Source organism: Ferrovum myxofaciens, assembly GCF_000735045.1.
Lineage (GTDB): Bacteria > Pseudomonadota > Gammaproteobacteria > Burkholderiales > Ferrovaceae > Ferrovum > Ferrovum myxofaciens.
The window spans coordinates 1-26,132 of record NZ_JPOQ01000013.1 but is presented as its reverse complement, the minus strand read 5'-3'; the positions used below and the strand labels follow the sequence as shown (position 1 = coordinate 26,132).

Here is a 26,132-nt window from a genome sequence, read left to right as displayed (position 1 = left end):
AGCGCTGATGAGTGAGATCAAGAAAGTTGTATTGGCCTATTCCGGGGGACTCGACACCTCGGTCATCCTTAAGTGGTTGCAGGATACCTACCAATGTGAGGTGGTTACCTTTACGGCGGATATCGGACAGGGAGAAGAATTGGAGCCGGCGCGGCGCAAAGCCCAGCAGTTCGGTATTCAGCAGATCTTCATCGAGGACCTGCGCGAGGAATTCGTGCGGGACTTCGTCTATCCCATGTTTCGCGCCAACACGATTTATGAGGGCGAGTATCTGCTGGGAACCAGTATTGCCCGTCCTTTGATTGCCAAGCGCCAGATCGAGATTGCCCGACAGGTGGGCGCCGAGGCGGTTTCTCACGGAGCCACGGGTAAGGGTAACGATCAGGTGCGTTTCGAACTGGGCTATTATGCCCTCGAACCCAACATCAAGGTAATTGCCCCCTGGCGTGAATGGGATTTGTTATCCCGGGAAAAATTGCTGGCCTATGCGGAATCCCACGGGATTCCCGTGGAGATGAAACATAAGAATGGCGGCAGTCCCTACAGCATGGATGCCAATCTGCTGCATATTTCCTATGAAGGCAAAGGCCTTGAAGACCCGGCGCGGGAGCCCGAGGCAGACATGTGGCGCTGGACCGTGGCCCCCGAAGTGGCTCCGGATCAACCGCAATACCTGGAACTGAACTTCGAGAAAGGCGACGCCGTCTCCTTGAACGGGGTAACCATGACGCCAGCGGTTTTATTGGCTGAACTCAATCGCATAGGCGGACAGCATGGAATTGGTCGCCTGGACCTGGTGGAAAACCGCTTTGTGGGAATGAAATCCCGTGGGTGCTATGAGACTCCCGGCGGAACGATTTTGCTCAAGGCGCACCGGGCCATTGAATCCCTGACCCTGGACCGCGAAGTGGCGCACCTCAAGGATGATTTGATGCCTCGCTATGCAGCCCTGATTTATAACGGCTACTGGTGGAGTCCGGAACGGCGGGCCCTGCAAACCCTGATCGACCATACGCAGCAGACCGTGAATGGATGGGTTCGCCTCAAATTATACAAGGGAACGGTGATGGTGGTGGGTCGGGAGTCCCGGACGGATTCTCTCTTTGATCCAACCATTGCTACCTTCGAAGATGATGGGGGGGCATATCAACAGTCCGATGCAGCGGGATTCATTCGTCTCAATGCCCTGCGCATGCGCATTGCCGCACGTTTGCAACGTAAGGAGTAACGGGATGCCTTCTTTTGATATCGTTTCCGAAGTAGACAAGCAGGAAGTCCGCAATGCGGTGGAACAGGTCAATCGGGAAGTGGGGACGCGCTTTGATTTCAAGGGATCGGATGCTCGGGTGGAACAAAGCGAGTATGAACTGACGATCTACGCCGACGATCCGTTCAAGTTGGAACAGGTCAAGGAAATTTTGCGCCCCAGGTTGGTCAAGCGGGGCATCGATATCCGCACCCTGGATTTTGGCAAGGAAGAAACCATTGGCGGTGGCAAGGTCAAGCAAGTTGTGACGGTGAAGGTGGGGGTGGAAACCGAATTGGGCAAGAAGATCGTCAAGTTGCTCAAGGACAGTAAACTCAAGGTGCAGGGAAGTTTGCAGGGAGACACGGTGCGGGTCAGCGGGGCCAAGCGCGATATTTTGCAGGATGCCATCGCCTTGATACGCGCCAGTGATCTGGAGGTTCCCCTGCAGTTCAATAATTTCCGCGACTGACGGAGTCCAGGCCTACATTCTGGAGCCAATGCAGTAGATGGCAGTGGTGGCCTTCCAGAAACAGGACATCGAAGCGACAGTGTGCCGAAAAACCGTGGTGCGCCAGATAGTGTTGTGCGGTCAGCCGCCAGCATCGCTGTTTACGGAGGTCGATGCTTTCGAGTAGAAGGGAACTGGCCCGCCGCCGCCAGCGCACTTCTATAAAAATCAGAGTGGTATCGTCCCGCGCAATGGCGTCGATTTCACCGAATCGACAGTGGTAATTGCGGGCGATGAGGGTCAGTCCCTGACGTTGCAGAAACTGGGCGGCCCATTCTTCTGCTGCACTACCTTTCTGGTTCATGGAGAGTTCCTTGACGCATATTCCCCTGCACGCTTCTGCACTTCCCGGATCAGAGGGCACGCTTTATGTGGTGGCGACCCCCATTGGCAATTTGGGTGATTTGACCCTGCGCGCCATCGAGGTATTGCGCAAAGTGGATCTGATTGCGGCGGAGGATACCCGCACCTCCCGTCCCCTGCTGGATCACTTCGGTATTATGGCTCCCCTGATATCCCTGCATCAGCATAATGAACGTGAAAAAGCGCAACTTCTGATCCGAAAATTGCAGGAAGGGCACTCGGTAGCCCTGATTTCCGATGCGGGAACCCCCGCCATCAGTGATCCCGGTGCGCGGGTGGTGGATGAAGTCCTGAATGCCGGCGGGAAGGTGGTGCCGATTCCTGGGGTCAGTGCAGTGACGACTTTGCTGTCGGTGGCAGGGATGACCTGCCCCCAGTTTTATTTTCATGGATTTTTGCCGGCCAAGAAAGGCGAACGTCAACGTCAAATCCAATCCCTGGGGAACCTGGATGCCGTGGTCGTTTTTTATGAGGCACCGCACCGTATTCTGGCTACTTTGACGGTATTGGCCCAGGAATGGGGCGGTGCCCGCCGGGTGACTCTGGGGCGTGAGTTGACCAAGCGCTTCGAAACCCTGCACCGTTCCACGCTCGAGGAAGCCGTTCTGTGGGTACAGGCTGACCCCAACCAGCAGCGCGGGGAATTCGTGCTGGCCATCGAACCGGCTCCCGTGGTCGTTCAGGCTGCTACGGCGCTGGAACCTTCTCAGGAACGCTGGTTGGCGGTTTTATTGACCCGTTTGCCCGTCAAGGAAGCTGTGCAATTAATGGGAGAGGCCACGGGGTTGCCCCGCAACCAGCTCTATGCCGAGGCGCTGCGTCTCAAAGGGCCCTGAAGCGGGGGGTTCACCTGCACCGGGGATATGGTTTACAATGGCCCGATGGATCTGATTGCACGTATGAATCGGCACTTTCAGGAAAGTGCCCAACTGAAGATGACGCTGGCGCAAGTGCTGGCCGCTCCGATTGCCATGGCAGCGGAGCGGATGGTGCAGTGCCTGTTGGCAGAGGGCAAGATTCTGGTTTGTGGGAATGGGGGGTCGGCGGCGGATGCGCAGCATTTTTCCGCCGAGTTGCTCAACCGCTTCGAAGTGGAACGCCCCCCTCTGGCGGCGATTGCGCTGACCACAGATGCTTCGACCCTGACTTCCATCGCCAATGATTATCAGTTCGACAAGGTGTTTTCCAAGCAGGTGCATGCCCTGGGGCAGAGGGGAGATATTCTGCTGGCCATTTCCACCAGCGGGCAGTCCCCCAATATTCTCGAGGCCGTGCGGGCAGCCCATGAGCGTGACATGGTGGTGGTGGCGCTGACGGGCAAAGGGGGCGGAAAATTAGCCGAGTTGCTGACGGGGGATGATGTCCACCTTTCGGTGGAGGCTCAAAACACGGCACGGATTCAGGAAGTTCATATTCTGGTGTTGCATTGTTTATGCGATGCCATCGATTGTATTCTGGTAGGAGCGGATGAATGAGAAAAAATTGGTCTCTATGGCTGATGCTGGGCGTATTGCCTATGACCCAGGGGTGTGTGCCCCTGATGGCAACGGGGGCGGTGGGAACCGGACTGGTGGCGCAGGATCGACGTACCACGGGGGCTGAATTGGATGATGAAGATATTCAGTTGCACATGTCGGAAGTCATTTCAAGAAAATATGGCAGCGATGTTAATGTCAACGCTTCCAGTTTCAATCGCAACCTGTTGTTGACCGGGCAGGTACCGGATGAAGCGACGCGGAGTAATGTGGACGCCATGGCCCACAAGTTGACGAACGTGCGGCAGGTCATCGACGACATCCGGATCGGACCGCCCAGTTCCCTGGCTCAGCGGGCAGAGGATGCCTATCTGACCACCAAGGTCAATACCCGCTTCATTACCGACAATGGGAGTAAATTCTCGCCGCTGCAGGTGAGTGTGACCAGTAGCGGTGAAGTGGTCTATCTGATGGGGCTGGTGACGCAGGGAGAAGGAGACGCCGCGGCCAAGTTGGCCAGTACGACCAGCGGAGTCAAGAAAGTCGTCAAGGTCTTTGAATATTCCACAGCCACGCCAGCCAATGAAGCCACCTCGGCGGTCAAGGCCGAGAATGGACCGCCTGCTCCCGTTCAGGCTCCAGCGCCTGTGGAGGAGGGACTGCCTGCCACGACCCAACCGGTATCCCCCTGAGCCGGTGCAGGACGCTCCTTCCTTCGAACAGAAAATCGTCGCTCCTGAAAGTTGGCAGGCGCGTTTGGAGGGAATACCCCGTCCCCTGGTGTTCACCAATGGGGTCTTCGACATCCTGCATCGCGGACATGTGACTTATCTGGCGCGGGCGCGGGCGCAGGGTGCCGCTTTGGTGGTGGCTCTGAATAGCGATGCTTCCGTGCGTCGTCTGGGCAAAGGCGTTGATCGCCCCATCAATGCCCTGGCCGATCGATTGGCACTGGTGGCTGCTCTGGAATGTGTGAGTCTGGTGACCTGGTTCGAAGAAGATACCCCTCTGACCCGTATTCTGGAGTGTCAGCCCGAAGTCCTGGTGAAGGGGGGGGACTGGCCGGAGGCAGCTATCGTGGGGGCACCGTCCGTGCTTGCGCGGGGGGGAAGGGTGCTCTCCATTCCCTTCGAACATGAACGTTCCACCACGGCGCTATTGCGTCAGATTCGCGCCTGATCTTTCTTCCAGGAGCAGGGCCAAGCCTTCCAGAACCAATTCCGGGTAGACATGGAGGGGACCCTCCAGGTACGGACTGAGTTCGGCATGATGTCCTCCGCCCAAGAACACGGGAACCCGAGACCCCTTTTGACTGAGCGCATCCCTGGCCAGTTTGAGTGCGCCGAGGGTAGCCGCCCAGGCTCCGCTCTGGATGGCATCCTGGGTGGAACGGGCTTGCAGGGTGTGGGTCCCTTCTTGCTCTATGGCCGGAAGGTGCGCTGTGCCTTGGTGGAGGCTATGGCGCATGAGGGTCAGTCCGGGCAGGATCATCCCCCCCAAAAAATTTCCCTTTTCATCCAGACTGTCCAGCGTGGTGGCTGTTCCTGCCATCACCACCAAGGCGGCCTGGTGCTGGAGATGCCAGGCCCCCTGCAGGGCCATCCAGCGATCCGGACCCAGTTGGGCAGGGTGGTCATACCCATTGCGAACCCCCCCTTCGGAAAGTTTGCTGGAATGCCAGCAGGGAGACAGTCCCAAATCCTGGCAGGCGCTTTCCACTTGGGCTCGCAGATCCGGGTGGGCGACGGAAACCCCGTGTGCTGCGTGCAGGGGCGGAAAGGTGTGCCACTCCATGGGAAGTTGGTCCAGATGCGTCAACGGCAGACGACCCCGTTGAATCCAGAGGCCTCCTTGACGCAGCCCCCATTTCAGTTGGCTGTTACCCAGATCGAGGTACAACCACATGTCAGGGAGCCTCCAAACGCAGGGACAGTTCGCCCCCGTGGTAGGTGTGCGGTTCACCCGCCGGATCACGCAGGATCAGGCCCCCCAGGGAGCTGAGACCGACACATTCTCCCTGACTGCGGGTCTGATTGGGATGAAGCAGGGTCACTTGCTGGTTGCGGTGCACACAATGGGTCATCCAGGTTTCTGCAAAGGGAGCAAATCCTGACTGGGCAAAGGATTCCAGCAGGGGAATCAAGGTATTCAGGAGACGTCCGAGGACCGTGGCGCGGGCGGGGGCCTGGCCCGCTTCATCCCTCAGGTCATTCAAGGAAAGGACGCAGGTATCCTGAAGGCTGGAAGGAAGGGCGATGTTGAGACCAATCCCAATAACGGCACCCACCTGTCCGCTGGAAAGACGGGTGGTTTCCACCAGCACGCCCGCCACCTTGCGACCTTCACGCCACAGGTCATTGGGCCATTTCACCCCCACGCTGGTCATTCCCAGGGAATGGAGTGCCTCCACCATCCCCAGTGAAACTGCCAGAGGCAAACCGCTCAATTCCTGAAGGGAGCGGTCGAAAATCCACCATAGAGAAAAAGTCAGGGAACCTTCGGCATCAGAAATCCAGGCGCGACCTCGCCGCCCCCGTCCGGCGCTTTGTTGACGGGCCACCAGACAAAAGTGTTGGGGAAGCCCCTGGGGGGCCCATTCCAGCAGACACCGGTTGGTGGAGTCGATGGACTGCACTTGCCAAAGCACCGGCACGGAGGGCAGGTCCCGAAACTCTTGCTGCAAGGCAGACTCGTCGAGGAAAGGCTCCAGAGGCACGAGGGTCGGAAAGAGGGGGGGCAGAAGGGAGGTAGGATACACAGTCATGCCTTCGAGTCTGGACAAGAAGCAGGGCGCTTGTCAATGGGTTGATCTTGAGTGGGTACCCGGTTATCATCATGGAATGAGCGAACCCACTGTTACTCCCACGAATTTCATTCGTAATCTGGTTACTGAGGATTTGTCCGCCGGGCGTACCGGTGGGCGCTTGGCAACCCGTTTTCCACCGGAACCCAATGGTTACCTGCATATTGGTCATGCCAAGTCCATCTGCCTCAACTTCGGGTTGGCGCGGGATTTTGGGGGAGTCTGCCATCTGCGTTTCGACGATACCAACCCGGCCAAGGAAGAGATGGAATACGTCCAGTCCATTCTGGACACGGTCCGCTGGCTGGGATTTCAGTGGGGTGATCACCTCTATTACGCATCGGATTACTTTGACCGGTGCTATCGCTATGCCGAAGGGTTGATCGAGGCAGGAAAAGCCTATGTGGACGAGTTGTCGGCGGAAGAGATTCGCGCTTTCCGGGGTTCTCTGACTGAAGCGGGACGCCCCAGTCCTTGGCGGGATCGCCCGGTTGCAGAAAATCTGGATCTGTTCCGGCGCATGCGTGCCGGAGAATTTCCCGATGGACGCTATCTTTTGCGCGCGCGCATCGACATGGCTTCTCCCAATCTCAATCTGCGTGACCCGGCCCTCTACCGGATCCGCCATGTACCTCATTGGCGTACGGGTTCGACCTGGTGTATTTACCCCATGTACGACTATGCCCATGCCATTTCCGATGCCGAGGAACGGATCACCCATTCCCTCTGCACCCTTGAGTTCGAGGATCACCGTCCGCTGTACGACTGGGTGGTGGCCAACACCCCGGTCCCTGGACAACCCCATCAGTACGAATTCTCTCGCCTCAACTTGAGTCACACTCTGATGAGCAAACGTAAATTGCTCGAATTGGTGGAGGAAGGCCGGGTCAGTGGTTGGGATGACCCCCGGATGCCCACTTTGGTAGGGTTGCGCCGGCGTGGTTACACGCCTGCCGCCATCCGTCTGTTCTGCGAGCGTATCGGTATTTCCAAGGCGGACAGCGTTATCGACTACAGCGTGCTGGAGGATTGTCTGCGCAGTGATCTTAACGAGCATGCGCCCCGTCGGGTGGCCGTCCTGCGTCCCCTGCGTCTGGTACTGGACAACTTTCCTGCGGCATCGGTCGAGCAATGTACTGCCCCCAACCATCCCCAACACGCCGGGTGGGGGGAACGGTTCCTGCCCCTGACCCGCGAGTTGTTTATTGAACGGGACGATTTCATGGTGGAACCCGTCAAAGGGTTTTTCCGTCTGGCGCCGGGCAAATCGGTGCGTTTGCGTTATGCTTACGTCATCACCTGTACCGGGTTTGAAACCGACCCGGTGACGGGGGAAGTGACGGTAGTTCATGCAACCTGCGATATGGAAACGCGCAGTGGTACGGCGGGCGCCGATCGGGTCAAGGTCAAGGGCAATATCCACTGGCTTTCTCAAACCCATTCCGGGGAAGCCACCGTCCGGTTATACGAGCGCCTGTTCATGGATCCCAATCCGGCGGCGGCACAGGATTACCGGACCCTGCTCAATCCCCACTCCATGGAAGAATTGCAGGTACGGGTGGAAACCACCTTGATGGAGGAGGAAAGTACCCAGGTTTTTCAGTTTGAACGCCTGGGCTACTTCGTGCAGGATATTCGGGACTCCGGTCCTGGGCAGCGCGTTTTCAATCGTGCAGTGACCCTGCGGGATGCGTGGGTGCGTTCTTGATCCGTTCGATCAGGGCGTAGGCCGAATGGTTGTGAATGGACTCGAAGTTTTCTGATTCCACCACATAAGCGTCGATGCGGGGATCCTCATCCAACTTGCGGGCAACGTCCCGCACCATGTCCTCCACGAATTTCGGGTTGTCGTAGGCCCGTTCCGTGACCCATTTTTCATCGGCCCGTTTGAGCAATCCAAACAGTTCGCAGGACGCAGATTCTTCCGCAATCCGAATGATTTCCTCGATCCACACGAAGGTTTGGGTGTGCGCCGTGATCGTGACGTGGGAACGCTGGTTATGAGCCCCATAGGCGGAAATTTCCTTGGAACAGGGGCAAAGACTGGTGACGGGAATCACAACCTTCATGGCGAAGGAAAATTTTCCTGCGGTTAATTCACCGATGAAGGTGACTTCATAGTCGATGAGAGATTTTACGCCGGAAACCGGGGCGGCCTTGCTGACAAAGTAGGGGAAACTCATTTCGATCAAACCAGCGGGTGCTTCCAGGCGCTGAACCATGTCCTGAAGAATTTTGCCGAAGGATTCCACCGAAATTTCCCGTTCCTCGCGATTGAGAATCTCCACAAAGCGAGACATGTGGGTTCCTTTGAAATGCTTGGGCAGGTGGACGTACATGTTGAACGTGGCGATGGTGTGTTGCACGTCTCCCAGCGCACGGTCCGACACTTTCACCGGATGGCGGATACCCTTGATGCCCACACGGTCAATGGCGATTTCGCGGGTATCCGGAGTGGACTGGATGTCAGGAATGAGGTCAGGATCAAAGGCGTTCATGGAAACTCCGTAGGTCAGGGGGAATGAGAAAGCATAAGGACAGAGGGTGGGAGTGGAAAAACTTTCGGGAGTTCCCGGCTTGCTTAACCAAGGGCGCGGTTCGGATGAGTCAGAGACTGCAGGCGCGCCCGTATTTGACGTTCCAGTCCAGGCGCATCCAGGCCGCAGTCTTGCCATAATTGACAGACTTCGCCCTGATCGATGAAATGATCGGGAAGTCCCAGATGAAGCAGGGGCACGGAGATCTGATGGTGGGCCAGGCATTCCCCCACCGCGCTTCCTGCCCCGCCCATCAGAGCGTTTTCTTCCACGGTGACAACCAAATCATGGGTAAGGGCCATTTCCAGGATCAGCGCTTCGTCCAGTGGCTTGACGAACCGCATGTTGACCACGGTGGCCTGGAGGCGTTGTCCGGCTTCCAGTGCGGGCGCGAGCATGCTCCCAAAGGCGAGTAGAACGACGCTTTTTCCCCGTTGTCGCACTTCGGCCTTCCCGATGGTCAGGGTCGAGAGAGAGGGGTCAACGGGGGTTCCCGGCCCACGTCCGCGCGGATAGCGCACGGCACTGGGACCCTCCAGAGCAAAGGCGGTACTCAGCATCTGGCGACATTCGTTTTCATCACTGGGGGCCATGATCGTCAGGTTGGGCAGGGGGCGCAGGTAAGTCAGATCAAACTGACCGGCATGGGTTGCACCATCCGCGCCCACCAGGCCAGCCCGGTCAATGGCCAGAACCACGGGCAGATTCTGCAGGGCGATGTCGTGAATCAGTTGGTCATAGGCCCGTTGCAGGAAAGTGGAATAAATGGCGATCACGGGTTTCATGCCTTCACAAGCCAACCCGGCCGCAAAAGTCAGGGCATGTTGCTCGGCAATACCCACATCGAAATAACGTTCGGGATACTGCTGGGCAAAATGGGTGAGGCCGGAGCCTTCGCACATGGCAGGGGTGATTCCGATCAGGCGGGCATCCGTCGCTGCCATGTCGCACAGCCATTGGCCAAAGATGTCCGTGTAACTGGGTGCTGAACTGACTTTGGGTTGAATGCCCTGATCGGGATCAAAAGGCGTGACTCCGTGGTATCGAATCGGGTCTTCCTCGGCGGGAGGATAGCCTTTGCCCTTGCGCGTCACCACATGGAGAAATTGAGGGCCTTCCAGTTTGCGTACATTGGTCAGGGTGGAAACCAGAATATCCAGATCGTGACCGTCAATGGGGCCGATATAGTTGAAGCCGAATTCCTCGAACAGAGTGGCGGGCGGGGTCATCATCCCCTTCATATGCTCTTCCCAGCGTTTTGCAAACTCCAGAATGGGGGGGGCTACCCCCAGGACCTTTTCGCTGCCCCGACGCATCGAATTGTACAGGTGTCCAGACAGGATACGGGCCAGATGATGTTGCAAAGCCCCCACCGGAGGGGAAATGGACATGTCGTTGTCATTGAGGACGACCACCAGATTAGCGCCCGTGTTCTTGGCATTGTTCATGGCTTCGAAGGCCATGCCTCCCGTCAGGGCGCCATCGCCGATGACGGCAATGGCCCGTTCCCTTTTGCCCGCACGGTGGAAAGCCGTGGCCATGCCCAGAGCCGCGCTGATGGAGGTGCTGGAGTGAGCGGTGCCAAAGGCATCGTATTCGCTTTCGCTGCGTTTGGGGAAACCCGACAGACCGTCTTTCATGCGCAGGTGTGCCATGCCGGCGCGACGTCCGGTCAGGATCTTGTGGGCATAGGTTTGATGTCCCACATCCCAGACCAGACGATCACGGGGGGTATCGAACACATAATGCAAGGCCAGGGCCAGTTCCACGGTGCCCAGATTGCTCGATAAATGACCTCCGGTGCGGGCCACGCTGTGCAGGATGAATTGGCGCAGTTCTGTGGCCAGATAGGGAAGTGCACGACGCTCGAGACAACGCAGGTCGGCGGGGGAATGGATCTGGTCGAGGGTGGGCGGGGTGAAATTGGACATGGGCATTCAATGATGACGTGCGTTCATGAAGCGCGTCAAGTCTTCCAGACGTTGGGTGGCCAGAGGCAAACGAGCCAGGGTGAGCAGCGCTTCCTGCTCCAGTTCTTCTGCCCGTTGGCGGGCAGGGCCCAGTCCCAGGAGGGTGACGTAGGTGGCTTTTTGGTGCGCATCGTCCTTGCCTGCGGTTTTTCCCAGGGTGGAGGTATCCATGGTGGCATCCAGAATATCGTCGACGATTTGAAACAGTAGTCCCACCCGATTGGCGAAGTGGGTCAGATGTTGCAGATCGGCGGCCTTCAGAGGAGCGGACCCGCAGTGGGCGCCCATCAGGATGGCGGCACGGATCAGGGCACCTGTTTTTTTGAGGTGCATGATCTCCAGTTCGGGCAAAGGAAGGGGGGTGGTGGTGCTCTCCAGGTCGATGGCCTGACCTCCTGCCATGCCCCGTGAACCACTGGCGACGGCCAGCAAATGAACCAGAGGGATTTGGCCGGACTGGAGCGGGTCCTCCGACTCCTCTGACAACCATTGAAATGCCAGGGATTGCAGCGCATCTCCTGCCAGCAATGCGATGGCTTCTCCAAACTGGATATGACAGGTAGGTTTGCCCCGACGCAGGACATCGTTATCCATACAGGGCAGATCGTCATGAATCAGGGAGTAGGTATGAATCAATTCCAGGCTGCCTGCCACACAGAGCAGGCGCGCACGCGGCGCGTCGACCAATTCTCCCGCCGCCAGGGCCAGCAGGGCACGGATGCGTTTCCCTCCGCCCAGGGTGGCGTGACGCATGGCCTGGTGTAAACGAGTGGGGGTTACATTGGGGGCAGGTAATTGCCGGTCCAGAAAAAATTCCATGGCAGCCCGCTGTTCCGTCATCCAGGCAAAAAAATCGGGGGATAGGGTCATGAGATACGATAATCCTGCAATTTTTCTCCCTCCAGTACCTGAATGCGTTGTTCTGCCTCGGCAAGACGGCTCTGGCAGTAATTCAACAAGAAAGTACCCCGCTGGTAAGTGGTCAGCGCTTCTTCCAGAGTCAGCGGGTCGTTTTCCAGACGGCTCAATTGACCTTCCAGTTCCTTCAAGGCGCTTTCATAACTTTCTGGCGCGGCGGGTTCGGTCATGGCAGTGATCTCGAAGAAGAGGGCATTCATCCCCCGAAACGCTTTATTCTAACTGATCGGTGCCCCTCTTGTGGGGTTTCAGGGTATAATCTCCCTTTTGTCCGTCAGGTCGCCAAGGCGATTCTGACATCATACAACCTGCATTCTTTGCGCTTTACTTGAGAGGCTGTGGACATGAGTAGTTTGGGATCCATGTCGCAATTCTCCAGTGCGTTGCCTCATTTACCATTGCGCTGGTACACCGACCCCACCTTCGAACCGGTGGAGCGAGAAGGTTTGTTTCTGAAATCCCCCCAGTATGTGGGTCACGAACTCATGGTGGCCGGTGCAGGCGATTATTTTTCCCTGCCGTGGCGCGATCATGGACAGGTTCTGGTGAATGATGGTCACTCGGTGGCCTTGTTGTCCAACGTTTGTCGCCATCGTCAGGCCATCATGCTGCAGGGGCGCGGACACGCCAAGAACATCGTGTGCCCACTTCATCGCTGGACCTATGATCTGAGTGGTCGTTTGGCGGGCGCTCCCCATTTTGCCAATCAGCCTTGTCTGGATCTGGAACGTTCCCAACTGTTGCGCTGGAATGGACTACTCTTTGAGGGCGGAGAATCGGTTCTGCAGGAGTTGGCACAGTGCCGGGCAGCCCGTGATCTGGATTTTTCCGGATATCAACTGGATTCGATCAAGACCTTTCAGCATCACTTCAACTGGAAAACCTTCATCGAAGTTTATCTCGAGGATTACCATGTGGTGCCCTTTCATCCGGGGCTGTCCGGGTTTGTGAATTGTGACGACCTGCGGTGGGAATTTGGGGCGGGTTACAGTGTGCAGACTGTGGGATTGAAGGACCATTTGAGAAAAGCCGGGTCGCCTATTTATCAGCAGTGGCACGAGGTGGTCCGACGCTACAGTGGTGAGCGGGAACCCCTTAACGGGGCGATCTGGATGGTTATTTATCCCAACATCATGGTGGAATGGTACCCCCATGTCCTGGTGGTCAGTACGGTGTGGCCTGCGGGCCCGCACCAATGTACCAATGTGGTGGAGTTTTACTATCCGGAAGAAATCATTCTGTTCGAGCGTGAATTCGTGGAAGCCCAACAGCAGGCTTACTTCGAAACCGCCCGGGAAGATGACGAGATTTGCGAGCGTATGGATCGGGGCCGCCGTGCCTTGGCTGTACGTGGTCGCGAGGAAGGGGGGCCTTACCAATCCCCCATGGAAGATGGCATGTTGCATTTCCACGAGTTTTTGCATCGTCTGTTGGGATGATGCCCCTTGTGTCTTCAGCCTGGATTGGCTTATAATCAAAGACTTTTCGGTACGAGGGGTGTTCCCGCGTGCCACTCTGACAGGAACAGGTAAACATGGTTGTGATCCGTTTGTCCCGTGGCGGTGCCCGTAATCGTCCTTTCTACAATGTGGTCGTGGCCGATTCCCGTAATCGGCGCGATGGTCGTTTTATCGAGCGGTTGGGTTTTTATAACCCGCTGAGCGTTGCAGGAGCCGCCGATTCTCTGCGTCTCGATCTGGCACGTGTAACCTTTTGGCAGGAGCGTGGAGCACAGGTTTCTGACGCGGTGGCAAAGTTGGTCAAACGTGTCGGAGCGCAAACTGTCGCTGCCTGAATGGGTGGTGATGGGGCGTATCGGCACCCCCTTTGGGGTGAAGGGCTGGGTGCGCGTCCATACCTACAGTGAGTCGCTGGACAGTTTGTCCCACTATGCCGAGTGGGGGTTGGGAAAAGAAGGGCAGTATCAGCGATATAGACTGGTGGATTGGCAGGTGCAGGGCGGGGGGTTGGTTGCCTCTCTGGAGGGGGTGACGGACCGTTCCCAGGCAGAACTTTTGCGTGGTTTCGAGGTGGTTGTCCCCCACAGGGAATTGCCCGCCTTGGAGCCGGGGGAGTTTTATTGGTCCGATCTGGTGGGGATGTCCGTGCTAAATGGCGCGGGTGAAACCTTGGGAATAGTCAAGGAATTGCTGGAAACAGGAGCTCATCCAGTTTTGGTGGTGCGTTCAGGCGAGAGGGAACGGCTCATACCCTTTGTTTCCCCCCTGTTGCAGGAAGTGCGTCTGGCTGAGGGTGTGATACATGTGGACTGGGGACTGGATTACTGATGACCTATGTCTTTGACGTGGTCACGCTGTTTCCGGAAATGTTTTCAGCGCTGACCCAGCATGGAGTGACCCGGCGTGCTTTGGAGCAGGGAATCTGGTCCTTCACCCCATGGAATCCCCGTGTCTTTACCACGGATAACTATCATACGGTGGATGATCGTCCCTACGGTGGGGGGCCGGGGATGGTGATGTTGCCCGATCCCCTGCTGAAGGCGTTGAATGCTGCCCGTACCCGGCAACGGGAATTGGGGGTTGAGCCTTATGTGGTGTATCTGTCGCCCCAGGGGAAGCCCCTTGATCATGGGCGAGTGATGGAGTTGACCCGGCGGGAAGGATTGATCCTGCTGGCGGGAAGGTATGAAGGCATCGACCAGCGCGTCATTGACTGCGCGGTGGATGAAGAAATCTCCTTGGGGGATTATGTGTTGTCGGGGGGGGAATTGCCCGCCATGATCTTGATGGATGCGGTGATCCGGCAGTTGCCTGGAACCCTGGGTAATCAGGAGTCCGTGGGGGTGGAATCTTTCGTGCAGGGGTTGCTGGAAGCGCCGCACTATACCCGTCCGGAACTCTATGAAGGAATGGCAGTACCGTCCGTGTTGATGTCGGGCAATCATGCCCACATCCAACGCTGGCGCAGGATGCAGTCCCTTGGATGCACCTGGAAAAAACGCCCGGATATGTTGGCTCGCCAACCGCTTTCCGGGGATGATGAAAAACTCTTGAAAGAGTACAAAATGGCCCTTGAGGCCAAAGGAAGCAACTCATGAATATCATCGAACAACTTGAACAGGAAGAAATGGCCCGCTTGAGCAAAACCATCCCGGATTTTGCGCCGGGCGACACCGTGGTAGTCAGCGTGGCGGTGGTGGAAGGCGAACGTAAACGGGTTCAGGCCTTTGAAGGTGTGGTCATTGCCAAGCGTAATCGTGGCCTGAACTCGGCTTTCACCGTGCGCAAGGTTTCCTCCGGTGAAGGGGTAGAACGGACCTTTCAGACCTGGTCCCCTTCCATCACCAGCATCGAAGTGAAGCGCCGGGGTGATGTGCGACGGGCCAAACTGTATTATTTGCGCGATCGTTCCGGTAAGTCGGCCCGCATTCGCGAAAAATTGCCCAACCGCATCAAAACAGCGGCCAAGCCTCTTTAAGGTTTCCTCCTCGGGAGGAGGAAAGACGTGTTTGCGGTGGGAGAAGACTGGGCGCAGGCTCTGGAAAGGTTTTGCGACAGTCTTTGGCTGGAAGAGGGCCTCGCCCGCAACACCCTGGACAGTTATCGGCGGGATCTGATCCTCCTGGCAGGCTGGTTAGCGTCCCAATACGGGGCGGTTTCCCCCTATGAGGTGTCAGAACTTCAGTTGCAAGGGTGGTTGGCGTATCTTTTCCGGGAACGGAAATTTTCCAGTACCAGTGCGGCTCGCGCCCTGTCCAGCGTCCGACGTTTCTACCGGTTTGCTGTACGCACGGAAGAGATGTCTGGAGACCCTTCGCTTCGTCTGGAATCTCCGCGCATTCAACGGGGGCTTCCCCTTGCTCTTTCCGAAGCGGAAGTGGAAAGTCTGTTGGACGTTCCTTCCGTGGAGACACCTTTGGGATTGCGTGATCGCGCCATGCTTGAAGTGCTCTACGCCAGTGGTCTGCGAGTCAGTGAGTTGGTGAACTTGCCCTTGGCGCATCTGGGGTTGATCGAAGGCGTGGTGCGGGTACAGGGCAAAGGGGGCAAGGAGCGTCTGGTTCCTTTGGGAGAACAGGCCAGGGAGTGGATCGAGCGCTATCTCAAGGATGCTCGTCCCACTTTGCTGGCAGGCCAACCTCATCGTGCCCTGTTTGTGACTCACCGACGAGAATCCATGACGCGCCAGGCTTTTTGGTATCGTATCAAACAGCATGCCCGTGGTGCGGGAATTATCACGCCGCTTTCTCCCCATACCCTTCGGCATGCTTTTGCAACCCATCTGGTGAATCATGGCGCTGATTTACGGGTCGTTCAACTTCTGCTCGGCCATGCCGACATTTCCACCACCCAAATCTATACCCATGTAGCCCGTGAACGTTTGCGTCAATTACATGCCCGTCATCATCCCCGAGGATAATTCATGACCTCAGACCCACTTGTCCTGTTCCTTATCACATTAGGCGCCTATCTGATGGGGTCCGTATCCTTTGCCGTATTGGTCAGTCAGGTCATGAAACTGCCGGATCCGCGCTCCTTCGGTTCCAAAAACCCTGGTGCCACCAACATGCTGCGGGGAGGCAGTCGTCTGGGGGCAGCCATTGTACTCCTGGGAGATGCGGTCAAGGGGTGGCTGGCGGTGTGGCTGGCGATTCATGTCCTCGTACCCTTGGGGATAGCAGAGGGGGCTGTGGCATTAGTGGCGATTGCCGTTTTCCTGGGCCATGGGTATCCTGTCTTTTTCAGGTTCAAGGGGGGCAAGGGTGTGGCCACGGCCCTGGGTATTTTATTGGCGCTCAATCCCTTGATGGGGCTGTGCTCCCTGGTGGTCTGGCTGTCCGTCATGGCGGTAACCCGTATTTCTTCCCTGTCGGCCCTGTGTACCTCCCTGGCAACCCCCTTCTTTGGTCTGTTTTTTTTACAGACCTGGCTTCTGCGAGGGACCGTATTTCTTCTGGCCGTGATTTTGCTGCTGCATCACCACGCCAATATTCGCAAACTTCTGGCGGGGCAGGAAACCATTTTTCGTCAAAGGGAATGAACCTCGAAGTGCTGTACCATGGTTTTCAGTTCCCGTGAAGTGGTCAGCAATTCCTCGGAAGCTTGTTTGGCTTCGTCGGCAACGGTGGAGTTATGGGTAACCAGGTCCGAGATTTGTGCCAGGCGTTGAGTGACTTCATCCCCAGCCATGGATTGCTCATGGGCCGTTTTAGCGATGTCATTGGCCTTTTCCGTGACCTCTTGACTGATTGCCAGGATTGTTTTCAGGCCTTTCTCGTTTTCCTTGGTATGCAGAATTTCCTGCTCGACTTCTGACACCGCCTGATTCATGGAGGTGACCGCCGTGCTGGTGATCAGTTGAATGTTATTCACCATCCGGGTGATGTCCGTGGTGCTTTTGCGGGTGCGTTCGGCTAGTTTTCTGACTTCGTCGGCAACGACGGCGAACCCCCGCCCCTGTTCTCCTGCCCGTGCGGCCTCGATGGCAGCGTTGAGAGCCAGCAAGTTGGTCTGTTCGGCAATTTCATTGATCACCTGGGTAACACTACCGATTTCCTGGATCGCCGTTTGAAGTTCCCCAATGGCTTTGCTGGAGGACTGAACCGTCTCCACGACGTGCGCAGTAAATTCCACACTTTGGGTGATACGGGTACTGTTCTGATTCACAATGACCAGAGAATGATTGGCCGCAGTGGCGGAATCCGCCGCTGCATGGGCCACCGATGACACGGATTGGCTGAATTCCTTCATGGTATCCACGATCCGCTGGATATGTCCCTGCTGTTCCTTTGAATGGGAAGCAACACTGAGTACCTGAGCATGAAGATTATTGCTCCGGACCACAATGAAGGAGACAGAGAGTTCCATTTCGTCAAGCATGACCTGAACATAGGCCTGCATCGTTTGAAGTTTGCAGAGCAGGTGGCCCATTTCATCACGGCCGGAGATATCAATGGGCGGGTCGAGGTCTCCTTCCATGAGTTGTTCGAATTGGGACATGGCCTCCTTGAGGGGACGTTTAACAAACGTCGTGATGCATCGGCCAATGAACAGCAAAAGAAAGAGTTGCAAGGCAATTTGTCCGGCGAGCAACTTGAACTGTAACCCGTGCAACCGGCTGAAGTCGTCGCTCAGGTCCAGCACGATATCGGCGGCTCCATTCACACTGCCCACTTGTACCAGATGACACAGGAGACAATCCGTTCCATGAAAATTGTGGCTGACGATATAGGGAATGACTGCTCGATAAAGAGGAATTCCTTCGGCATTTTTAGTGAGCGAAAAGAAATTGGTTTTGTTGTCTATGGCCTGTTGTTCTGTGGTGTCGCGGATGTGTTCTTCTGGAAGACCCGGGCCGAATTGTTGTACCACCTGAGGGGCGCGTATCAGGTGCAAGGCGGTGATATGCCCGGTGGAGGCGATTTTCTTGAGCAGTAATTTTCGATTGTCGATGTCCGCAATGGTGCCGGTTTCCATGAGCATGTTGGCTCCATCGATGAGCGAGTTTGAAATTCCGATGGCCCGTTCCTGCGCCGACAAAATCATTTCATCTCTGAAGTCGTGGGAAATCCAAAGTTGGGCTGCAGTAAAAACGATCAGCAAGGTGCATTGAATGACCAACTGGATTTTGGTTTGAAGCGAAAAGTTTTTGAACTTATAACGTTCAAACTTTGAAACGATGGGCGCATCGGTAAGCGCCAACTTTTCATAAAGGTCCTTTGCTTGCTGAATTTGAGTGGGGGTAGCCATGCGCCGGACAGACATGTAACCGGCGATTTTTCCCTTATTGAGTACGGGAACCACCAGTGCATTAACCCAGTAATGGTCTCCGTTTTTACATCGGTTTTTGACGATGCCTCGCCAGGGCAGTCCTTGTTTCAGGGTATCCCAAAACCACTGGAAGGCCTGGGGCGGCATATCGGGATGGCGCACGAGATTGTGGCTTTTGCCAATCAATTCGTCGCGCGAAAACCCACTGATGTTCACGAAACCTTCGTTCACATACGTGATGATTCCCTTGAGATCGGTTTTTGAAACGATACGTGTGCCAGGGGGAAAGGGTACTTCAATTTGCGTGACCGGTAGATTGATTTTCATGGGGAATTTTCAGGATTGGAGGGCAGATGAGAGTCTTTGTTCTGTTTTTCAATCAGGCGAAAAAGATCTTCAGCCACCAGTGGATGGGACAATAGAAATCCTTGGACTTCAGTGCAATGGTGATCGGACAGAAAGGTGAGTTGTTGTGCGTTTTCCACGCCTTCTGCCACACTTTTCAAATCGAAACTCTGGGCTAGAGACAGGATGAGTCGGGTGTAAAGTGCATTCCCTTTGCTATGACCGAGATCGGTCAAAAGAGAACGATCCACCTTGAGGGTGTCGATTTTTAGTTGGTGGAGGGTGTTGAGCGAAGAAATCCCTGAGTCGAATCCGTTGATGGCGATACGAATCCCCAGGTTCTTGAGCGACTGAATCACCGTAAAATGACGACTGCGGTTTTCCGTAAAGATGTGCCGTGCCAGTTCAAACTCCAGCCAACAGGGTTCCATACCGGTTTGGCGCAGGACCTTTTCCACCATGACCAAAAAACCGTCATGATTGAACTGCTTGTACGTCAGATTGATGGCCAGTTTGATGGGGTCTTGGCCCCGTGCACACCAGGATTTCCACTCCTGGCAGGCCGTGGTGAGGATCCATTCGCCCAGGGGAATGATCAATCCCGAATCTTCCAGGGAAGAAATGAAATCCGAGGCCTGTAACAAACCGTGCTGGGGATGCTGCCAGCGGAGTAATGCTTCAACCCCGATGACCTTCCCGGAGGATAGGTCAAACTGAGGTTGGTAACTCAAGGAATATTCCTGGTAGTCCAATGCTTGAAGGGTTTCCGCTTCGATTTTACTGGCTTGGATATCGGTGGAATCCAGATGTGGACTGAAGAAGCGAAATTGATTTCTGCCGGACTTTTTTGCCACATACATGGCGGTATCCGCCTTCTCCAGTAACTCGTCTGCGGACAGTTCGGCACGGTGAGAAGCGATGCCAATGCTGACGGATAAGTTTACCAGCCCCAATTCCTGAAGGAAGACCGGTTGGGAAACCGTATCCAGAATCTTTTTGGCGAGGGTTTCGAGATCACTGGTCAGGTGGATATCGGTGAGAATGATGGCAAATTCATCGCCTCCCAGACGGGCAACCGTATCTGTTTCACGGATGGACGTGACCAGTCGTTCGGCAGTGGTTCTAAGGAGTTGGTCACCGGCGGCATGACCCATGGAGTCATTGATCTGTTTGAAATGATCGATGTCGATGAACATGACCGTTACGCCGGTTTTCTGGCGTTTTCCGTGGAGGATGGCCTGTTCCAGGCGGTCATTGAGAAAGAGACGATTGGGCAGACCCGTGAGCGGATCATGATGGGCCAGATAATGAAGTCTTTTCTCGGACAATTTGATGTCCGAAATGTCGGAAAAAACGATGACAAACCGGGAAGACTCCCGTTTGGAGCGGGTCACTTCACTGGCGCTCAAGTGAGAGGGAAAGATCTCTCCCGATTTACGTCGTTGCCAGACCTCTCCCTGCCATGACCCCTGGGTGGTCAATATGTTCCAAAGCATGGAGAACGTATTTTCCTGTCGCTCAGACAGGAGCATCTGTACCGGGCGTCCGATGACCTCCTCAGCCTGATAGCCCATGATGTTGATAAAAGCCTGGTTGACATGGGTGATCAATAGATCACTGTCCACCATGACGATGCCTTCCAGCATACATTCGAAGACTTTCGAGACCATTTTCAGGCCCACTTCGGTTTTCTTCCGTTCGATCGCATAGTGAAGCGAGCGGATCATCAGGTCGGCTTCAACGAATCCCTTGACGAGATAATCCTGTGCCCCCAGTGAAGCCAGTCGGGAAGCCACGATTTTGTCATTGAGTGCTGTCAGAATGACGATGGGAATATCGGGCGCAACTTCATGGATGCGGTGGAAGGTTTCCACCCCTTGGCTATCCGGCAGCGACAGATCCAGAAGTATGGCATCAAAGGGAGAAGACGTGACACGGGATTCCTCGATGATCATCAAGGCACCGTTCAAGGATTCACAATGAATCAGTTCGATGGGCGGACTCTCACCCAGCAGCATCAGGTTGAATAACCTGGCATCTCCAGGATTGTCTTCGACCAGAAGGAGTTTCATGATTCCGGTAAAATTTGTGGAAGTTTGACGATGGTTAGCCAGAAGGATTCGATGGATTGAACGACTTTGATGAATTGATCGAGATTGACTGGCTTGGTGACATAGCAGTTCACATGCAGGTCATAGGATCGGAGGATGTCGGCCTCTGCTTCAGAGGAAGAAATGACGACGACGGGGATACGTTTGAACTCCGGCGTGGATTTGATGGTGGCCAATACCTCCCGTCCATCGATTTTGGGCAGGTTGAGATCGAGAAGAATAACATCGGGACGGGGCGCATTTTCATAAGGCGCTTCCTGGCGCAGAAAACGCAAGGCTTCCAGACCGTCAGGGACGACGTTCAGGTTATTGTAGAGTTTGCTCTCTGCGAGAGCTTCTTTAGTCAGTCGCACGTCCCCCGGATTGTCTTCCACCAGCAGAAACTCGGCTGGTCGCCCCATCGGTCCGCTCATTTTGTGTGCTCCTTGATCAACGTGAATTGAAACAAAGAACCGGAGCCCTTCTGTGCCGGTTCGACCCATATCTTTCCGTGATGACGTTCCACGATCTTTTTGCACAGTGCCAGACCAATACCCGTACCAGGGTATTCCTTGCGGCTATGCAGTCGTTGGAAGATCGAGAAAACCTGTTGCGCATACTCCGGGGCAATTCCGATGCCATTATCCAGCACGGAAAACAACCAATCCTGTTCCCGTTCCAGGACCTCGATGTGAATTCGGGGAGAGTCCTGGCTGTGGAATTTGATGGCATTGCCGATCAAATTCTGGAATAACTGCACCAGTTGGGTTGTATCGCCATGAACTTCGGGGAGGGGACCATGGGTGACCAGGGACTGGGTGTCTTCCATGGTGCTTTTCAGATTGAAGAGGGCGCGATTCAGAATGAGCTGGATATCCACCAGCTTATGCTGGCTTCCTTGGGTACCAATTCTGGAAAAGGTGAGAAGATCATTGATCAGTTGCTGCATGCGCTCGGCACCATCCACGGCATAGTGAATGAATTCATCGGCATCTGCGTCAAGTTTTCCTTGATAGCGCCGCGCCAGCAACTGGGTGTAACTGGCCACCATGCGTAGAGGCTCTTGCAGATCATGGGAGGCAATATAGGCAAATTGTTCGAGATCCCGGTTGGACCGGAATAATTCCTCTGTCCTTGCGGCGAGGTCAGCCTGGTTGCGCCTGGCTTCCGTGATATCGGTAAATTCGACGACCCATTGCCGAAGGTCCGGCCGGGAGGCATCCATGCCCATGATGGTCACTTTGGCCGGAAAGGCTGGGGTTCCGACCCGGTTCAATTCCACCTCCCCCTGCCATTGTTCCTGTTCGAGGGCGTTGCTGCATAGATCCGCGAAGGAAGGTGAGGCTGCAGGCATGGCCATCAGTTCCGTGAAGGCAGTGCCAATCAAAAGGTTAGGGGGAATGCCAATCAGTCGTCCGGACATCTTGTTGGCATGTTGAATGGTGCCCTCGGAATCGGTAATGACCACGCCTTCGATATTGTCCTGAAAAACCTTGGAAAGAAGGGTGAGTTGTTCGTGTTCGGCGCGAAAATAAGCCTCAGTGGTCAAACTGATGTCAAATAAGGCGATTTTGACAAGGGATAAGGTTCGTTCCAGCGCATCGGTGGGGTGCTCCTCATGAATATGGCGGAGAATCCCCACGAGGTAGTGACAAAAGGCCCCAATGTACCACTCGGGTTTCAGACCGATTTGATGATGTCGTTGGCCCACGAGAAAGCGTTTCTGGAAGAAGGACGCATCGTGGGGCCCCGTGAACAGACTATGAAAATAGTCCACCTGTGCCTGTTGCAAGCGCTGCGCCACTTCGGGGTCACTGAAATAGAGGCGGGTTTCATCCAGTTGGGCGAGGTGGATGTTGAGCGTCTGGGCAATCTCCGCCAAGACTTCCTTGTCTTTTGGCAAGGAAGCCTGGAGCAGGAGAAAATCGCTTTCTTCCAGCCCGATAAAAGTCTTTCTCGAAGCCAGTTCGCTGGGCTCGATGAGAGGGGTCAGAGGGTCACTCAAGTTTTGTCTCCGGGATAATGAGGTTATCAGGGAGCGGAGTCATTTGCGAGGCAGGGAGCCCAAGGTAAAATCCCTGGGCATAATTGATTCCCATGCCCGCCAGTGCCATGAGGACTTCATGGGATTCCACAAACTCGGCCACGGTTAAAATGCCCAATTCCTGACACAGATGGTTGAGGTTCTTGATCAGAATATAGTCGATTTTTGAGTTGAGAATGTTTCTGACGAAGGCTCCGTCGAGTTTGACAAAATCGAAATGGAGTTCCCGCAGGTAATGAAAGGAATTATAACCACTGCCAAAATCATCCAGGGCAAAGGAAAACCCTTTATCCCGCAAGTTGGTCAGAAATTTACGCATATTGGTCATGTCACCAATGGCATCTCTTTCCAGGATTTCAAATACGATGAGATTGGGTGAAAGGGACAACTCGCGGCAGAGTTGTTCGGCAAAGCCAAGAATCCCCCGACCCTGAATTTCCTGGGCAGAAAGATTCAGAAACAGGCGCGGCAGGGGCAGTCCTTTTTCCTTGAGTACATGCAGGGCAGAGAAGGCGTTTTCCAGGATGATGCGATCCAGTTCTCGGCCCAGTCCGTACTTTTCAATGGTTTCTATGAACATTCCCGCAGAAATGGTATCCCCGTTGAGTTCCTTCATCCGTGCCAGGGTTTCAAAAGCCACGACTTCGCCGGTTTTCAGGTCGAACATGGGTTGATAATAGGGGATGATGCGATGGCTCTTGAGAGCCTGACGCAGTTTTTCGGCGTTGTCGCGGATGGTGCGGCCCGCCTGTAATTCACCGGAAGAACGGATGGTGCCCACCCCGTCTTTTCCCATTTGCTTGGCACGGTACAGCCCTACATCCACTCCGGTCATCAGGTCGGCTACCTTGTCTCCATCCTCCGGGAAAGTGACGATGCCGATGGAGGTGGTGATGTGAAACTCCTTTCCATCCGGGCTGAGGAAGCACAGTTCCCGAAGTCCGAGACGCAACTTCTCGGCCACGGCAATGCCGCCTTCCTTGTTTGTTTCCGTCAGGATGATGGCAAATTCATCTCCGCCGATGCGCGTGGCAATATCTCCTTTGCGCATGGAATGAACGATGATTTCTGCGACCTGTATCAGCACGCTGTCACCGCAGGGATGTCCGTAGGTGTCGTTGACATCCTTGAAATCGTCCAGATCCAGCATCAACACGCAAAAGTTATGGCGGTGGCGTTCGGAACGGCCCTCTTCATAACTGAGCAGTTCCTGAAAATAACGACGGTTGTGTAATCCGGTCAAGGGATCATGGGTGGAATAATATTCGAGTTCAGACAGGGTACGGCTCAGGGTTTTGCTGGCCCCCACCACCATGACCATGACCGCGAGGGTGGAACGAATGACGCTGGCTTCCTGTGCCGACAATTTTTTGGAGGAGCCGAAGGCCAACCCCAATATCCCGTCCAGTTTGGACATTTCCAGATCCGGGACGGGCACCGTGACCATTTCCACCTTGTGATCCAGATGCAGGTGAATGGACTCGCTGGTGCTGATGTGAAATTCTTCTATGTCCAGAGGCGCATCTTTGGGCAGTTTCAGTTGTTCGAGCACCTCGCCCACCAACTGGGTCTTGGCCATGGCCTTTATTTCATCAGAATAATCACCCAGGTAGTACAGAAAAAGCGACAATCCTTTTTCTTCCACAAAGGCAATGAAGAAGAAATTAAAGGGAAAAATGGTGTGAAAGCCAGAGAGTATCTCCTGAACGAAGGCTTTCCATTGGGTTACTTTCTCATGGGAAAGCATGATGGTTTCGAGGATTTTGCTTTGTCGTTCCAGCAGGTCCTTTTCCACCAGCGAATTTTTAAAGCCTTCTATGGTATGGTTGAATTCCAGTGCTATTTGTTGCAAAAGAGCAATGTTTTGCGACCATTGGCGCTGGCGTTCCTTGAACAGGATTTCCAGAGTCCGTTCCAGCCTGTCGTAGCGTGAACGACTGGACAGAAGCCGTTCGGAAAGACAAGACCGGTCTTCATCCTCCAGGTTGAATTTATCCACCAGAGAGAGGGTATGGTCCAGGTGTTCGGAGAGTTCCTGGTGAACGCTTTTGACCAGTTCGCCAATGTTCTCGGTGAAGAGTTGGGAGCGGACCTGACTCTCCAGTAGGGAAGCAATTCGTTCGACCACATACAGTCGCGTCCTTTCCAGATCGACGGTGGGTTCTTCTGTGGGGGGTTCTGAGTTTTTCATCAATTCAGGCCGATCGGAATATGCCTGGAGCGGTCATCAAGTCGATGCCACATTCCAGTTCCCTGAACCACGACAGGAAGTCCTTGACCGACTGACCGCGATAAATGGGTCCGTGCTGCGGGGCAATCATTTCGATATCCAGTTTGGAGACCATATCCACCCAGAACCGGGCGGCCCGATTGCCGCACATGTAGCGCCGGTGGAACCATTCAATATAGGGCAAGTGTCGGGAAAAATCGTCCACAAAGGGGTAATCCAGGTCGTCAGGGAGCATGGCGGCTCCAATGTCGCCAGAAAAAAGAATCCTGGAGACCGGGTCGTAGACATTGATCTGTCCTTCGGAGTGCAGAAAATGCGCGGGAAGGAGATGAAGGTCAAAACCCGGGGCCAAGGTACAGGCCATTCCCTCATCGGGGACACCGATGAAACGTTCCATGGTTTTGATGCCATAGTGGGGCAGAAAGCGTAACCAGATCCGGGAAACATACACCGGTGCATGAGTCAGTTCAAGCCATGTGGAGATGCCGCCGACGATGTCGGGATCCTGGTGGGAAAGCATGATGGCCTTTAGATTGTCGGGGGAAGTATGGCGCAGCAGTTCGGCCAATACGCGAGGCATTACGCCGAACCCTCCCGGATCCAACAGGACCGCCGCACCCCCTTCCATGATCAGGTACTGATTGGAACGAATCCCTCCCTCATCCCCCGGTTCGCTTTCATTTAACAGAATGAATTTATGAGTGCTGGAACGATGAAGCGTAATGTTGCGCATGAATATATTTGTGGGGTATCCATATAAATGCGGCGAAGTTAGAATTATGCAGTGGAATCAAATTGATATCATGACGGGTTTGCACAAAGTGGGCAGCGTGTTGCTGCGTTCGTTACGCGTTGATATTTCAGTGTTT

The 26,132-nt window shown here is 55.1% G+C and carries 27 protein-coding genes; 14 read left to right on the top strand and 13 right to left on the bottom strand.

Annotated features, from left to right (window positions below):
- The first annotated feature begins 7 nt into the window (after nt 1-7).
- A complete protein-coding gene (locus IV91_RS0103220; RefSeq protein ID WP_031595978.1) occupies nt 8-1,228 on the top strand; it encodes an argininosuccinate synthase in 1,221 nt (406 codons plus the stop codon).
- Between the two features lie 4 nt (nt 1,229-1,232).
- The gene (locus IV91_RS0103215) at nt 1,233-1,718 is read left to right on the top strand and encodes a YajQ family cyclic di-GMP-binding protein (RefSeq protein ID WP_031595977.1); all 486 of its coding nucleotides are present in this window, start codon (nt 1,233-1,235) and stop codon (nt 1,716-1,718) included.
- Here the strand turns inward: IV91_RS0103215 and IV91_RS0103210 are convergent.
- The gene (locus IV91_RS0103210) at nt 1,699-2,061 is read right to left on the bottom strand and encodes a YraN family protein (protein ID WP_031595971.1); all 363 of its coding nucleotides are present in this window, start codon (nt 2,059-2,061) and stop codon (nt 1,699-1,701) included. The genes IV91_RS0103215 and IV91_RS0103210 overlap by 20 nt on opposite strands.
- Between IV91_RS0103210 and rsmI the strand changes: the two genes are divergently transcribed.
- From rsmI to IV91_RS0103190, 4 genes are read left to right on the top strand one after another with little or no spacing between them, the layout of a single operon-like run.
- Nucleotides 2,060-2,956, top strand: a complete 897-nt coding sequence (gene rsmI / locus IV91_RS0103205) for a 16S rRNA (cytidine(1402)-2'-O)-methyltransferase (RefSeq protein ID WP_051861948.1) — start codon at nt 2,060-2,062, stop codon at nt 2,954-2,956. The two genes, IV91_RS0103210 and rsmI, sit on opposite strands and share 2 nt — an antisense overlap.
- A 45-nt stretch (nt 2,957-3,001) precedes the next feature.
- The gene (locus tag IV91_RS0103200) at nt 3,002-3,595 is read left to right on the top strand and encodes a phosphoheptose isomerase (protein WP_031595968.1); all 594 of its coding nucleotides are present in this window, start codon (nt 3,002-3,004) and stop codon (nt 3,593-3,595) included.
- The gene (locus IV91_RS0103195; protein ID WP_062187533.1) at nt 3,592-4,287 is read left to right on the top strand and encodes a BON domain-containing protein; all 696 of its coding nucleotides are present in this window, start codon (nt 3,592-3,594) and stop codon (nt 4,285-4,287) included. The genes IV91_RS0103200 and IV91_RS0103195 overlap by 4 nt, the downstream gene beginning before the upstream one ends.
- 4 nt (nt 4,288-4,291) lie before the next feature.
- Nucleotides 4,292-4,774 (top strand): adenylyltransferase/cytidyltransferase family protein, encoded by a 483-nt coding sequence (locus IV91_RS0103190; protein WP_031595965.1) that lies wholly within the window; start codon nt 4,292-4,294, stop codon nt 4,772-4,774.
- Here IV91_RS0103190 and IV91_RS0103185 read toward each other — a convergent pair.
- Together IV91_RS0103185 and IV91_RS0103180 are read right to left on the bottom strand one after the other, a co-directional pair.
- Nucleotides 4,751-5,500, bottom strand: a complete 750-nt coding sequence (locus IV91_RS0103185; protein WP_051861944.1) for a type III pantothenate kinase — start codon at nt 5,498-5,500, stop codon at nt 4,751-4,753. The two genes, IV91_RS0103190 and IV91_RS0103185, sit on opposite strands and share 24 nt — an antisense overlap.
- Before the next feature lies 1 nt (nt 5,501).
- Nucleotides 5,502-6,359 carry a biotin--[acetyl-CoA-carboxylase] ligase gene (locus IV91_RS0103180; RefSeq protein WP_051861943.1) on the bottom strand — a complete coding sequence of 286 codons (858 nt, stop codon included), beginning with the start codon at nt 6,357-6,359 and terminating at the stop codon, nt 5,502-5,504.
- Between the two features lie 76 nt (nt 6,360-6,435).
- On the opposite strand from IV91_RS0103180, the gene IV91_RS0103175 reads away from it, so the two are divergent.
- Nucleotides 6,436-8,106 (top strand): glutamine--tRNA ligase/YqeY domain fusion protein, encoded by a 1,671-nt coding sequence (locus IV91_RS0103175; RefSeq protein WP_031595962.1) that lies wholly within the window; start codon nt 6,436-6,438, stop codon nt 8,104-8,106.
- Here the strand turns inward: IV91_RS0103175 and folE2 are convergent.
- The 4 genes from folE2 to xseB all read right to left on the bottom strand — a co-directional run bounded on the left by folE2 (nt 8,063) and on the right by xseB (nt 12,023).
- The gene (gene folE2 / locus IV91_RS0103170; protein WP_035417050.1) at nt 8,063-8,896 is read right to left on the bottom strand and encodes a GTP cyclohydrolase FolE2; all 834 of its coding nucleotides are present in this window, start codon (nt 8,894-8,896) and stop codon (nt 8,063-8,065) included. The two genes, IV91_RS0103175 and folE2, sit on opposite strands and share 44 nt — an antisense overlap.
- An 83-nt stretch (nt 8,897-8,979) precedes the next feature.
- Entirely contained in the window at nt 8,980-10,866 is a 1,887-nt protein-coding gene (dxs, locus tag IV91_RS0103165) for a 1-deoxy-D-xylulose-5-phosphate synthase (protein WP_150112358.1), read from the bottom strand.
- Between the two features lie 6 nt (nt 10,867-10,872).
- Nucleotides 10,873-11,775 (bottom strand): polyprenyl synthetase family protein, encoded by a 903-nt coding sequence (locus IV91_RS0103160; protein WP_031595958.1) that lies wholly within the window; start codon nt 11,773-11,775, stop codon nt 10,873-10,875.
- On the bottom strand, nt 11,772-12,023 hold the full coding sequence (gene xseB / locus IV91_RS0103155) for an exodeoxyribonuclease VII small subunit (protein WP_197456334.1): 252 nt from the start codon (nt 12,021-12,023) through the stop codon (nt 11,772-11,774). Before xseB ends, IV91_RS0103160 begins: the two co-directional genes overlap by 4 nt.
- A gap of 144 nt (nt 12,024-12,167) precedes the next feature.
- On the opposite strand from xseB, the gene IV91_RS0103150 reads away from it, so the two are divergent.
- The 7 genes from IV91_RS0103150 to plsY all read left to right on the top strand — a co-directional run bounded on the left by IV91_RS0103150 (nt 12,168) and on the right by plsY (nt 16,824).
- Entirely contained in the window at nt 12,168-13,262 is a 1,095-nt protein-coding gene (locus IV91_RS0103150) for an aromatic ring-hydroxylating oxygenase subunit alpha (RefSeq protein ID WP_031595954.1), read from the top strand.
- A 95-nt stretch (nt 13,263-13,357) separates the two neighbouring features.
- Nucleotides 13,358-13,618: a 30S ribosomal protein S16 gene (rpsP, locus tag IV91_RS0103145; RefSeq protein ID WP_031595953.1), complete on the top strand. Its 261-nt coding sequence runs from the start codon at nt 13,358-13,360 to the stop codon at nt 13,616-13,618.
- Complete coding sequence (gene rimM, locus IV91_RS0103140; RefSeq protein ID WP_200874313.1) at nt 13,590-14,111, top strand: ribosome maturation factor RimM; 522 nt, start codon at nt 13,590-13,592, stop codon at nt 14,109-14,111. Before rpsP ends, rimM begins: the two co-directional genes overlap by 29 nt.
- The gene (gene trmD / locus IV91_RS0103135) at nt 14,111-14,881 is read left to right on the top strand and encodes a tRNA (guanosine(37)-N1)-methyltransferase TrmD (protein WP_031595950.1); all 771 of its coding nucleotides are present in this window, start codon (nt 14,111-14,113) and stop codon (nt 14,879-14,881) included. The genes rimM and trmD overlap by 1 nt, the downstream gene beginning before the upstream one ends.
- Nucleotides 14,878-15,261 (top strand): 50S ribosomal protein L19, encoded by a 384-nt coding sequence (rplS, locus tag IV91_RS0103130; protein ID WP_031595948.1) that lies wholly within the window; start codon nt 14,878-14,880, stop codon nt 15,259-15,261. Before trmD ends, rplS begins: the two co-directional genes overlap by 4 nt.
- A 27-nt stretch (nt 15,262-15,288) precedes the next feature.
- The gene (gene xerD / locus IV91_RS0103125) at nt 15,289-16,203 is read left to right on the top strand and encodes a site-specific tyrosine recombinase XerD (protein WP_031595947.1); all 915 of its coding nucleotides are present in this window, start codon (nt 15,289-15,291) and stop codon (nt 16,201-16,203) included.
- 3 nt (nt 16,204-16,206) lie between these two features.
- Complete coding sequence (gene plsY / locus IV91_RS0103120) at nt 16,207-16,824, top strand: glycerol-3-phosphate 1-O-acyltransferase PlsY (RefSeq protein WP_031595946.1); 618 nt, start codon at nt 16,207-16,209, stop codon at nt 16,822-16,824.
- Here plsY and IV91_RS0103115 read toward each other — a convergent pair.
- From IV91_RS0103115 to IV91_RS0103090, 6 genes are read right to left on the bottom strand one after another with little or no spacing between them, the layout of a single operon-like run.
- Complete coding sequence (locus tag IV91_RS0103115; RefSeq protein WP_051861942.1) at nt 16,812-18,881, bottom strand: methyl-accepting chemotaxis protein; 2,070 nt, start codon at nt 18,879-18,881, stop codon at nt 16,812-16,814. The two genes, plsY and IV91_RS0103115, sit on opposite strands and share 13 nt — an antisense overlap.
- The gene (locus IV91_RS0103110) at nt 18,878-20,971 is read right to left on the bottom strand and encodes a two-component system response regulator (RefSeq protein WP_051861940.1); all 2,094 of its coding nucleotides are present in this window, start codon (nt 20,969-20,971) and stop codon (nt 18,878-18,880) included. Before IV91_RS0103110 ends, IV91_RS0103115 begins: the two co-directional genes overlap by 4 nt.
- Entirely contained in the window at nt 20,968-21,423 is a 456-nt protein-coding gene (locus IV91_RS0103105) for a response regulator (protein ID WP_031595937.1), read from the bottom strand. Before IV91_RS0103105 ends, IV91_RS0103110 begins: the two co-directional genes overlap by 4 nt.
- The gene (locus IV91_RS15610; protein WP_035417047.1) at nt 21,420-22,994 is read right to left on the bottom strand and encodes a sensor histidine kinase; all 1,575 of its coding nucleotides are present in this window, start codon (nt 22,992-22,994) and stop codon (nt 21,420-21,422) included. Before IV91_RS15610 ends, IV91_RS0103105 begins: the two co-directional genes overlap by 4 nt.
- Nucleotides 22,987-25,224, bottom strand: coding sequence for a putative bifunctional diguanylate cyclase/phosphodiesterase (locus IV91_RS0103095; RefSeq protein ID WP_051861937.1), 2,238 nt, complete (start codon nt 25,222-25,224; stop codon nt 22,987-22,989). Before IV91_RS0103095 ends, IV91_RS15610 begins: the two co-directional genes overlap by 8 nt.
- A gap of 4 nt (nt 25,225-25,228) precedes the next feature.
- Nucleotides 25,229-25,996, bottom strand: a complete 768-nt coding sequence (locus IV91_RS0103090; RefSeq protein ID WP_031595932.1) for an oxygen-binding di-iron domain-containing protein — start codon at nt 25,994-25,996, stop codon at nt 25,229-25,231.
- Nucleotides 25,997-26,132: the final 136 nt, after the last annotated feature.

Bases quoted from the DNA above. Each gene is read 5' to 3' on its own strand.
- IV91_RS0103220 (WP_031595978.1), top strand. From the start codon at position 8: ATGAGTGAGATCAAGAAAGTTGTATTGGCCTATTCCGGGGGACTCGAC.
- IV91_RS0103215 (WP_031595977.1), top strand. From the start codon at position 1,233: ATGCCTTCTTTTGATATCGTTTCCGAAGTAGACAAGCAGGAAGTCCGC.
- rsmI (WP_051861948.1), top strand. From the start codon at position 2,060: ATGGAGAGTTCCTTGACGCATATTCCCCTGCACGCTTCTGCACTTCCC.
- IV91_RS0103210 (WP_031595971.1), bottom strand. From the start codon at position 2,061: ATGAACCAGAAAGGTAGTGCAGCAGAAGAATGGGCCGCCCAGTTTCTG.
- IV91_RS0103200 (WP_031595968.1), top strand. From the start codon at position 3,002: ATGGATCTGATTGCACGTATGAATCGGCACTTTCAGGAAAGTGCCCAA.
- IV91_RS0103195 (WP_062187533.1), top strand. From the start codon at position 3,592: ATGAGAAAAAATTGGTCTCTATGGCTGATGCTGGGCGTATTGCCTATG.
- IV91_RS0103185 (WP_051861944.1), bottom strand. From the start codon at position 5,500: ATGTGGTTGTACCTCGATCTGGGTAACAGCCAACTGAAATGGGGGCTG.
- IV91_RS0103180 (WP_051861943.1), bottom strand. From the start codon at position 6,359: ATGACTGTGTATCCTACCTCCCTTCTGCCCCCCCTCTTTCCGACCCTC.
- IV91_RS0103175 (WP_031595962.1), top strand. From the start codon at position 6,436: ATGAGCGAACCCACTGTTACTCCCACGAATTTCATTCGTAATCTGGTT.
- folE2 (WP_035417050.1), bottom strand. From the start codon at position 8,896: ATGAACGCCTTTGATCCTGACCTCATTCCTGACATCCAGTCCACTCCG.
- dxs (WP_150112358.1), bottom strand. From the start codon at position 10,866: ATGTCCAATTTCACCCCGCCCACCCTCGACCAGATCCATTCCCCCGCC.
- IV91_RS0103160 (WP_031595958.1), bottom strand. From the start codon at position 11,775: ATGACCCTATCCCCCGATTTTTTTGCCTGGATGACGGAACAGCGGGCT.
- xseB (WP_197456334.1), bottom strand. From the start codon at position 12,023: ATGAATGCCCTCTTCTTCGAGATCACTGCCATGACCGAACCCGCCGCG.
- IV91_RS0103150 (WP_031595954.1), top strand. From the start codon at position 12,168: ATGAGTAGTTTGGGATCCATGTCGCAATTCTCCAGTGCGTTGCCTCAT.
- rpsP (WP_031595953.1), top strand. From the start codon at position 13,358: ATGGTTGTGATCCGTTTGTCCCGTGGCGGTGCCCGTAATCGTCCTTTC.
- trmD (WP_031595950.1), top strand. From the start codon at position 14,111: ATGACCTATGTCTTTGACGTGGTCACGCTGTTTCCGGAAATGTTTTCA.
- rplS (WP_031595948.1), top strand. From the start codon at position 14,878: ATGAATATCATCGAACAACTTGAACAGGAAGAAATGGCCCGCTTGAGC.
- plsY (WP_031595946.1), top strand. From the start codon at position 16,207: ATGACCTCAGACCCACTTGTCCTGTTCCTTATCACATTAGGCGCCTAT.
- IV91_RS0103115 (WP_051861942.1), bottom strand. From the start codon at position 18,881: ATGAAAATCAATCTACCGGTCACGCAAATTGAAGTACCCTTTCCCCCT.
- IV91_RS0103110 (WP_051861940.1), bottom strand. From the start codon at position 20,971: ATGAAACTCCTTCTGGTCGAAGACAATCCTGGAGATGCCAGGTTATTC.
- IV91_RS0103105 (WP_031595937.1), bottom strand. From the start codon at position 21,423: ATGAGCGGACCGATGGGGCGACCAGCCGAGTTTCTGCTGGTGGAAGAC.
- IV91_RS0103095 (WP_051861937.1), bottom strand. From the start codon at position 25,224: ATGAAAAACTCAGAACCCCCCACAGAAGAACCCACCGTCGATCTGGAA.
- IV91_RS0103090 (WP_031595932.1), bottom strand. From the start codon at position 25,996: ATGCGCAACATTACGCTTCATCGTTCCAGCACTCATAAATTCATTCTG.